This window comes from Flavobacterium aquidurense (assembly GCF_002217195.1).
Classification (GTDB): domain Bacteria; phylum Bacteroidota; class Bacteroidia; order Flavobacteriales; family Flavobacteriaceae; genus Flavobacterium; species Flavobacterium frigidimaris.
On record NZ_MUGR01000074.1, the window covers coordinates 1 to 5929 of the forward strand.

Below are 5929 nucleotides of genomic sequence, written 5' to 3' on the forward strand. Positions count from 1 at the left end.
GTATATATGATATATATAGTATATCTTTGTGTAAGCAAATAAGGAAAATATAATAATTTTACTTGTCAAAATGATATTAATATTCGTATCTTTGCGATATGATTAAATGATTGTTCTATGAAATATTCGGAATTAGAGCGTAAGCTTAAAAAGGCTGGCTGTTATTGGATAAAAGATGGTAAAAAACATCCTATTTGGTATAGTCCAACTACAGAAAAAGAATTTCAAACAAGCCACCATAAGAGTGAAGAAGTTAAGTTTGGAACATTACAAAGTATTTTACGAGATTCAGGATTAAAGAAGTAATCGGGGAATTTTAAAAGTTATTAAAACAAGTTTTATGAAGGCAAAAGTTATTATTGAAAGAGGAACAGATGGAAGTTATGGAGCTTATATAGGCTCTGATAATATACCTTTTGGAATTGTTGGAGACGGGAAAACTGTTGAAGAAGCAAAAGAGGATTTTTTAAATTCATATCAGGAAATGAAAGAATATTATAAAGAAGAAAATAAAAACTTTATAGAATGTGAGTTTGAATTTTCTTATGATATAGCATCTTTTCTAGAGTATTATGGAAATATTATTTCTTTGGCAGGTTTAGAGAGGTTGACAGGTGTAAATCAAGGACAATTAAGTCATTATGTAACAGGAAGAAGAAAGCCGTCCAAAACAACAGTTCTTAAGATAGAAAAGAAATTACATGAATTTGGTAAGGAATTAAACCAAGTCGAGTTTATTTGATTAACTGACAAACTTTTGATTTTTAAAAGACTCTCTATTTAGGGAGTCTTTCTTTTTATCAGTACTTAAAAAAATGTAATTTAATTTAAAAATACTATATAAATAATTAGTATATATGATATATATAGTTTATCTTTGAGTAAGCAAATAAGGAGGACAACCAGTCCTCTTTATTTAAATAAAAATTAGTTTCGAAATTTGTTTCGATTATTATTTATATATTTGTTTCATAAATTGTTTTACTTATTAGATATTTCTATTATGAATCAAAAACTTGAAAGTTTAGGCTATGTTAAAAGACTAGCAACAAAAGAAGAAATTGAACAAATATTTGATTTTTTTATTAATACAATGTGGCGTAATCAGATTGATTATGCTAGTTCCTTTGGTAAGGAGGCGGTAAGTAAAGGCTACGATGCTTATTATAAGGAAACCTTATTTTATTTTGAACAGGATATAGGGAATTTGATTTTAGTTGATGAATTTAAAAAATATGATGCACTTGTCTTTACTTACTCACAAATACTTTTACTCCCTGATGCAAAAGAAACATGTACAGTTTTTTCAGGAAGACTATTTAAGATTAAAGATGGTTTTGAAGAATTGGATAGTGAGGAAGTTATCATAGATTTTTTAGTAGAAATGGCACAGAAAAAAAACAAATCAGGTTCTAAAAATAAAGTTGGTAGACCTGATAGACCTGAAGAAGAATCAATATTAAAAACTCACAAAGTAAGAATTGAGTTGCTGAATACAAAAAAAAATGTAGATGATGTTTGTAAGGAATTTAACATAGCAAAATCTACTTATTACCGAGTATCAAAATGGCTTTCTAAAAACACTATTATTAATGATTTTCCACGTTAATTTTTAAATTTAATATATATGAAAAACACAATTAATATTGCTAATTTAAACGATTCTAAAATAGATTTAAATTCTACACCTCCTATTCAATTCTTAGATTCTTTCTTAGCTTCACAATATTATGTTTATTTATTATGGGGTGCGGTAGGTATTCTTTTTACACTTATTTTAATTACGTTGTATTTAAAGCTTTACTTTTTTAAATATGCTTCAATTGATAAAATCAATAATCTTAAGAAGAATAATTTAGCAAGAAAAGCAATAGGGCTTCTTTTTTTTCTTTCCTTTCTCTCTATAATCCTCATTATTTATTATTTAACTAGTTTTTTTAGTGAAACTTCTGTTCTCTGTTTTTTTTCAGGAGTGATTGCTATTTTGGGAATTTATACTCTTTATTCTATCAAGAAATTTAAAATTAACTAAGAATCATACACTATGTCTATTTTACTATTCGAACACAATTTAAACGCTTTAAATGCTGTTAAAACGGCTTGGAAAACGACTAATAGAACGTGTATTATCCATGCAACAGGTACGGGGAAATCTTTAGTTATTTCTAAGAATATTGAGGAAAATCCAAATGCTAAACATTTATTTCTTTCTCCCAGTACTTTTATATTTGAAGAAATAAAAAAGCATTTAGCTAAAGCTATTTCGCAAAAAGTATTATTCCAGTCTTATGCTTATCTTTTAGATAAAGAGGATTTTGAAGAAGAATTTTTAAACCTTGACTTTATCTATTTAGATGAATTTCATAGGGTAGGTGCTACAAAATGGGGAAATGCGGTTCTTAATGTTTTAACAGCCAATCCGAAAGCTAAAGTTTTAGGAACCTCAGCTACACCTATTCGTTATTTAGATGATAGCCGAAATATGGCAGAAGAATTATTTGATAATAATATTGCTTCGGAATTGCCATTGGGAGAAGCTATTTTGCGAGGAATACACAAAAAACCTAAGTATGTTACTACTTTGTATAATTATAGCGATATCCTTAGTAAGACAAGAAATAAGATTCAAAAATCTAATCTTGATGATATTAAAAAAAATCAAGAGTTAGAGCGATTACGTTCGGTAGAAATTAACTGGAATAGTTCAAAAGGAATTGATACGATACTTAAAAAACATTTGAATGTAGACCGCAAAAAAATCCTTGTTTTTTGTAGAGATACCGAGCATCGAGAAGAAGCTTTAAAATTACTGAAACCTATTTTAAATAAAATTTATAAATCGAAAATTGATTATTATTCTGTTGGGTCAGATTTGCCTGAGAAAACAAATTTTGAAACCATTTCGACTTTTAGAAAAGATGTAGAGCAAGCAAGTGTGTTATTTTCTGTTAATATGCTTAACGAGGGATTGCACGTTGATGGGACAGATACGTGCATCTTTTTTAGAGATACTGAAAGCCCTATTATCTATTTTCAGCAATTAGGAAGAGTATTCCATACAAAGCAATTAGAGCAACCTTTGATTATTGATTTAATTAATAATTTTAAATTGTCTTACGGGGGAAATGTTTTTGCTAAAAAAGCTTTTGAAAGTTTCGGAGAGAAAGGTTTTACAAAGGCTATAGATTTAAGTCTGGTAATTGATTTTTATGATGAAATCAAAGATTTTAGTGATGTTATTGATTCATTTAAAATTGAAAGTTGGGAGATTAGATATCAAGAGGTTATGAATTTTTTCAATCAGAAACAGAAGCTTCCAAATAAAAAAAATAGTATATTAGGAAATTGGATAGTTAGACAGAGGTTCCTTTTTAAAGAGGATAAACTTTCTCAAGAGAGAATTGATTTACTACTTGAAATTACACCCAATTTCTTTGATAGAATTGAAGATTTATGGTTAAAAAGATTTAAAGAACTTCAAATTTATTTCAGCAAACACAATACTATTCCCGTTGCTAGAGATGGAATACTAGGGGGATTTGTTCATAGGGTAAAAAATTTATATAATAGTGAAAACCTTTCTCAAGAAAAAATTAATTTATTACTTGATATTACCCCTGATTTCTTTGAAAGAAAAAAGGACTTCCCTAGTTGGTTAAAAAGACACAAGGAACTAAAAAATCATTTTAATTTAAATAACGAGATACCCTCACAAAATAAAGGTAGCTTGGGTATCTGGGCTTATACACAAAAACAATCTTATAAATTAAAAATTCTCTCTCAAGAAAAAATTGATTTACTACTTGATATTACCCCTGATTTCTTTCAAATAAATCAGGCGGATTCTAATTGGCATAAAAAAAGAAATGAATTAAAAGTATATTTTGAGAGAAATAAAAAACTACCTATTAGTAAAAGTGATTTAGGAATATGGATTAGTACTCAGAAAGTAAATTTTAATAAGAATGCCTTATCTAAAGAACGAATTGATTTACTACTTGAAATCTCACCCGATTTTTTTGAAAATAGTTTTGATAAAGCTTGGAATGATAAATACCTAGAATTAAAGGAATATGTAGAGAAAAATAATAAACAGCCATCAAGTAAAGGAAAACTTGGGTATTGGCTTTCAAATCAGAAAACGAATTTTAATAAGAATACCTTATCTAAAGAACGAATTGATTTACTACTTGAAATTTCACCCGATTTTTTTGAAAATATAAATCTATAAAATATGAAAAACGAAAAACAGAAATCAACGAATCTAATTTCTTATAAATGCCGTGCCGAACTAGCAAGTGATGCTTATCATTTTGCTTTAGATAATTCCTTAAGTATTTGCTTTTTTAAAGTAGAACCAATCCAAAAAGGTATTCCTGATGTAGTTGTGACTTTTGAAAGTTCACTTTCAATAGAAGAGCTTAAACTACGATTGAGCAAAATAAATGATGCCCATGTGATGTCTGAATCTTTGAAAATAGAAGAAGAATACGATGGAGAAAGAATGTCGTTTGAAGAGGAAACCCGAAAAGAAAGTACTAAAGAGGTTCAATTAGATTTTTTGGAAAAGTTTATCGAAACTATAGAAAAAGGAGATTATACTTTAGAGGATGAAAAAAATTTCAGACATGGCTTTTGGCTTCATTTTCCTGATGAATATATTGACTTGTTTAGAGTATTTAGCAGAATGGCTATGTCTACAGAAGAATATCTTCCCAAGGCTAAAAAATACCTTGAGTTACTGAAACTCTATTCTTATGAAGAAACAATGAAGAAAATTTATAAAAAATAAGATTATGACCGATAATATTAAAACAACTGAGGACTTTAAAAATGTGAGTTTTATTAATCTTTCCGTTGAAAATAAGATTTTAAAAATTAATCAAATTATTCAAAATTTTCCTAGTGAAAGAAAAGTAGATATTTGCGAGAGTTGTAGAAACAAAAACGGAGATTTTAAACAATACAATAACTTTCTTCAAGACACTAATATTTGTTCTTTGTGTTTTGAAACTAGTGATTTGCTTAATTATTCGATTCTTGAATTAGTGGAAAAATCGGGTTTAACTGCTGATGAATATTATAATTATGTGGATGAAGAATCTAAAATTACTTATAACGGTTTGAGAACTTCTTATAGTTACCAAGAAATTTCAAAAATAAAAAGTGAAAAGCAACAAAACGATGCATTGATATACGCTCAGGATAAAGAAAATAAATTCCTTATTGGAAAAGGAATAAAATATCTTGAAAAAATAAAAAATTTGAGCAGATGGCAATTCTTAATAAATGAATTATTTTTAAAGTTTTGAAAAAAAACACTCTCCAATTTGCGCCCGAACTTCTCCCGATTTGTCAAGCTTCACAGGGGTTTTTATTCTTGGTTAATTTTGGCCAAGTGTAGCCAATTAACCAGGATAAAAACAAGGATATTTTTATGCTGCCACTTTCGCCCGGCTACATAAAAATTTCGCAGGGCAAAAGCGCTGCATAAAAAAGTGATTATTGATTTTATTTGCTGTTCTCGAATCCTCAAAATTTTTAATTTCCTCTTCCAGTTCGAATTTTAGCCATAAAACCAAACAAAGGTTTTAAAAATGATTTTAGACACAATTACAGTCCAAGCCTTAAAAAGAGTTCTAAGACTTCTGTTCGTTCCTCTCAGAAGCCAAGAACACTAAATTTAAACTTGTCCTGATTGCTTACAAAAACCATTTTTAAATGTAGGGTTCAGTTTTAAAGGCGAAAAACTCAAACTCAACGGAAGATGAAATACAAAAAATTTTTAGTCTTCTCGAGCAAATAAAAAAAAGAGCGGAAGATCTCCAATTTTCGAAAATAAAAATTGGATATCGGTTTTATTTTAAAGGCTTCAAAATCTAAATCTAACAAATGATATAATTGAGTTTAAAAGCAAATCTTTTTCGGA

General features: G+C 28.2%; 7 protein-coding genes. All 7 read left to right on the forward strand.

The window, feature by feature from the left end:
• The first annotated feature begins 117 nt into the window (after nt 1-117).
• The gene (locus tag B0A67_RS24260) at nt 118-306 is read left to right on the forward strand and encodes a type II toxin-antitoxin system HicA family toxin (protein WP_072965299.1); all 189 of its coding nucleotides are present in this window, start codon (nt 118-120) and stop codon (nt 304-306) included.
• Nucleotides 307-340: 34 nt separating this feature from the next.
• Nucleotides 341-742, forward strand: a complete 402-nt coding sequence (locus B0A67_RS24265) for a helix-turn-helix domain-containing protein (RefSeq protein WP_072965300.1) — start codon at nt 341-343, stop codon at nt 740-742.
• 261 nt (nt 743-1003) lie between these two features.
• Nucleotides 1004-1609: a hypothetical protein gene (locus B0A67_RS24270; protein ID WP_072965301.1), complete on the forward strand. Its 606-nt coding sequence runs from the start codon at nt 1004-1006 to the stop codon at nt 1607-1609.
• Between the two features lie 18 nt (nt 1610-1627).
• Nucleotides 1628-2032, forward strand: a complete 405-nt coding sequence (locus B0A67_RS24275) for a hypothetical protein (protein ID WP_072965302.1) — start codon at nt 1628-1630, stop codon at nt 2030-2032.
• 12 nt (nt 2033-2044) lie between these two features.
• Nucleotides 2045-4231, forward strand: coding sequence for a Helicase associated domain protein (locus B0A67_RS24280; protein WP_072965303.1), 2187 nt, complete (start codon nt 2045-2047; stop codon nt 4229-4231).
• 3 nt (nt 4232-4234) lie between these two features.
• The gene (locus B0A67_RS24285; RefSeq protein ID WP_072965304.1) at nt 4235-4792 is read left to right on the forward strand and encodes a hypothetical protein; all 558 of its coding nucleotides are present in this window, start codon (nt 4235-4237) and stop codon (nt 4790-4792) included.
• 4 nt (nt 4793-4796) lie between these two features.
• A complete protein-coding gene (locus tag B0A67_RS24290; RefSeq protein WP_072965305.1) occupies nt 4797-5312 on the forward strand; it encodes a hypothetical protein in 516 nt (171 codons plus the stop codon).
• Nucleotides 5313-5929 lie beyond the last annotated feature (617 nt).